General features: G+C 61.3%; 3 protein-coding genes. All 3 read left to right on the plus strand.

Annotation, left to right across the window (positions count from 1 at the left end; translation table 11 throughout):
• The first annotated feature begins 132 nt into the window (after nucleotides 1–132).
• The 3 genes from GGQ88_RS20930 to GGQ88_RS20940 are packed head-to-tail and all read left to right on the plus strand — an operon-like array spanning nucleotide 133 to nucleotide 3718.
• Entirely contained in the window at nucleotides 133–1365 is a 1233-nt protein-coding gene (locus tag GGQ88_RS20930) for a site-specific integrase (protein WP_044663250.1), read from the plus strand.
• Nucleotides 1362–2717, plus strand: coding sequence for a tyrosine-type recombinase/integrase (locus tag GGQ88_RS20935; RefSeq protein WP_044663249.1), 1356 nt, complete (start codon nucleotides 1362–1364; stop codon nucleotides 2715–2717). The genes GGQ88_RS20930 and GGQ88_RS20935 overlap by 4 nt, the downstream gene beginning before the upstream one ends.
• Entirely contained in the window at nucleotides 2714–3718 is a 1005-nt protein-coding gene (locus tag GGQ88_RS20940) for a tyrosine-type recombinase/integrase (RefSeq protein WP_044663248.1), read from the plus strand. The genes GGQ88_RS20935 and GGQ88_RS20940 overlap by 4 nt, the downstream gene beginning before the upstream one ends.
• Nucleotides 3719–3802: the final 84 nt, after the last annotated feature.

A 3802-nucleotide genomic window follows, 5' to 3' on the forward strand; every position in this document is an offset into this window, starting at 1 on the left:
GCTTATCGCGAGGTGGCGATAATGCGAAGGAACGCGGCGTAGGCGCGCAATTTCCGTAAGGCGTGGCGATGTTGCTGCGCATTATTTTGGCTGCGAACCTCGGTGGTCTCTGGACCAGCTGAGGATAAAAGCATGTTGAAATTGCACGACGAGTTGATCGCCGAACTCTCGAATTTGCTCACGACGCAGAATTACAACCCGGTGGTCGTAGCGAACCATCGCCTCTACGCCCGCGCGTTTCTCGATTATCTGGCCGAGTGCGACATGCAGGTGGAAGCTGTGACGTCGGCGCAGGTCGATCAATATTTTGTCTATGCAGTCCAGGATTTCGAAGCCCGGTACGGTCGGCCTCCCTGTGTGCGCTGGCAGATGTTGCCCCGCACGTCGATCAACAAGCTGCTCCGGCTTGCTCAAGGCAAATGGCCGCCCGAGCCGGAGATAATCGAACCGGAAACTGTGTACCGGCAGGCGATCTGCTGCGAATACGAGGCATGGCTGCGCGACGAACGCGGTCTGGCAAGCGCTACCATCGCGGCGCTTATGTGGGAGGCACGGAACTTCCTGCGATGGCAGTTCGAACGGAGCGGTGCTGCCAGCCTCGACACGTTGAGCATCGTGGAAGTCGATCTCTACATGGACATGCGCGCGCCTGGATTAAGGCGCAAATCGTTGGCCGATGTCGCTGAGCGGCTCCGGTCGGCGGTGCGCTATCTGCATCGGACGAGGCGCATCCCGACTGATCTCACGCCGCACATCATCGGCCCCATGCTCTACGCCTATGAAGACGTGCCCTCGACGTTGGACAAGAGCCAAATCGCCGCGGTGTTGGCGACGACGAAGAAGGACGGATCGCCGCGAGGAATGCGCGATTTTGCGGTCCTTCAACTGCTTGCCACATATGGGTTGCGTGAAGGGGAGGTTTGCCGCCTTCGGCTTGAGGACGTGAACTGGCGCGGAGAATCCCTGCGTATCCGTCACACCAAGACCAATGCGTACTCCTACATGCCGCTATTGGCGCCGGTTGGTGAAGCGCTGCTCGACTATCTGCGTCATGGGCGCCCTCAGGTCGAGGGGCGAGAAATCTTTATCCGATCCTGCGCGCCCTACATCGCAATGACAAACCTGTACGGCATGATCCGCGGGCGGTTAGCAGCCGCAGGCGTCGAGCCGCCGGGAAAGCGAGGGGCACATGTCTTCCGCCACGCGCGCGCGGTCGAAATGCTGCGGGCGTCGGTGCCGCAAAAGATCATCGGCGACGTGCTCGGGCATCGATCCACCGAATCCACCAATGCCTATCTCAAGCTGGCGACAGATGATCTCCGAGCCGTGGCGCTCGATGTACCTGGCCTGGAGGTGCTGTCATGAGCGCCTGGCACGATCCCGATTGCACCGTTGTTGACACCTTCCTGGAAAAATCGCAGTTCCGGCCGGGAAGCAGGCCCACTTATCGCTGGTTCCTTCGCAGCTTCGAGAACGTAGCCCGACGTCATCCGGCGGTTGACCGGCAGATGCTCGACGTCTGGCTGAAGGAAATGGAAAAATGTTGGCGAATGCCGACGCTGCTCAATCAGGTCTGCATTGTCGATCGCTTCCTCGACCACCTCGTCGAAATCGGGCTGATCGCCGAGAATCCCGTTGCCGTGCTTCGCCACCGGTACAACGTCAAACAAAGCAAGCCGATCTGGCGGGCGTTGGCTTCCCCCAATCCCGACGAAGCCCTGGCCGCGTTACGACGCCCTGCTCCCTTCGGCAGCGTGCTGGGGGACTTCATGCGTGAGCACGTCGCATTGATGCGCAGCCGGGGCTATCAGTATGAGACGCAGGCTCACTGGCTATTGCGGTTCGATCGGTTCCTCCAGGCGAACCCCGAACTTGCCGGGGCATCGCTTGAGACAATGCTGGCGCGCTGGGCAACTGCCAAGCCGACCCGCAATCACGCGGCTGAATGTCAGAAGCTGGGGCGCATCCTGACCAAGGCGCGGTATCGCCTTGATCCCAGCATCCCGCCAAAACGCTTCAACGCCCGGCCGGAGCGGGAAGTGGCGCGCGAGCATCGACGGCCGCATATCTTCAGTCCGGCAGACGTCCGGCGGTTGCTCGATGTTGCCCGCTCATATCCGTCGCCGGATGCTCCGCTGCGGCCTATGGTCCTCTACACGATGGTGGTTCTGGCCTATTGTGCCGGACTGCGCCGTAGTGAACTCGCCGGGCTTGATCTGGGTGACGTGGACCTTCAATCAGACACGATCACGATCCGGGCAACGAAGTTCTACAAGACCAGGATCTTGCCGCTAACCGGCAGCGTCATGGCCGAATTACGGGCCTATATCGATGCAAGGCGGCGCGCTGGCGCCCCGCAGGATCCGCGGTCCGGGCTCTTCTGGCACGAGCACTTCAATGATCACTATACCCCGGTGACGGTCTCAACGATGATCACCAACGTCATGCGCCGAGCCGGGTTCAAGCCCCCGACGGGGAGGGCGGGGCCGCGCGTTCATGACCTGCGCCACTCGATGGTCGTGAACCGAATCCTCCAATGGTATCGATCCGGCATCAATCCGCAGGACAAACTGCGCTTCCTCTCGACCTATATGGGCCACCGGGACATCAACTCCACGCTGGTCTACATCACCGTCACGCAGGACCTGCTGCAGGAAGCAAGCGAGCGGTTCCGTACCGTCGGCGCCCGATGCCTCACGATGGAGGCGCGGTCATGACGAAGGGCAATCCGTTCCCCGCGTTGTTGCGGGCGTTCTTCCAGGAATGGTTGGCCGAGCAACGCAGTGCTTCGGTTCATACGATCCGGTCTTACCGCGACACCTGGCGGTTGTTGCTTCGGTTTATCGCGGAGCGAAAGGGCGCCGGGGTTGCGCGGATCATGCTGGCCGACGTCTCGGCCAGCGAGGTGCGCGCGTTCCTCCATCATACCGAGCATGAGCGCAGGGGCACGATCGGTACACGCAACTGCCGGCTTGCCGCGATCCGCAGCTTCTTCAGCTTCGTGGCGGACAAAGATCCCGAATACATCGCGCAATGCGCCGAGGTCCTGACTGTCCCGCTCAAGCGGGAGCCCACCGCTGCACCCTGCTATCTCGAGCCGGAGGAGGTCGAAGCGATCCTCGCGCAGCCCGACCGGTCGACAATCGAGGGGATGCGCGACCATGTGCTGCTCTCGTTCCTGTACAACAGCGGCGCGCGCATCCAGGAAGCTCTCGACCTGTGTTCCAACGCGGTCCGGTTCGATGCGCCGCACTACGCTCGCCTCTATGGCAAGGGGCGCAAGGAACGGATCTGTCCACTCTGGCCGGAAACCGTGACGTTGCTCAGGAAGTTGTTGGAACGTCACCCGCGCGCCCCAGATCAGCGGATCTTCGTCAATCGATATGGTGAACCGCTGGGCGCCTCGGGAGTACGGTTCAAACTCGCCGCCTATGTAGAAAAGGCGTCCAAAACCGTGCCGACGCTGCGGTCAAAACATGTGACACCGCACAGCTTCCGGCACGCGACCGCCGTTCACCTTGTCGCTGCCGGGGTAGACATCACCGTCATACGCAGTTGGCTGGGACACGTCAGCCTCGACACGACCAACCACTACGCACAGGCCAATCTGGAGACCAAACGAAAGGCCTTGGAGCTGGTGGGTGCGCCGTCGGCGAGCAACGTTCCACCTTCGTGGAAGCGAGATGCCAGTCTGATGGAGTGGCTCGACACCCTGTGAAATAATGCGAAGGACGTGGTGGTCAGTCTCCCGACATTGCGCGCCTACGCCGCGTTCCTTCGCATTATCGCCACCTCGCGATAA

It is taken from the genome of Novosphingobium hassiacum (assembly GCF_014196055.1).
In the GTDB taxonomy this organism is placed as follows: domain Bacteria; phylum Pseudomonadota; class Alphaproteobacteria; order Sphingomonadales; family Sphingomonadaceae; genus Novosphingobium; species Novosphingobium hassiacum.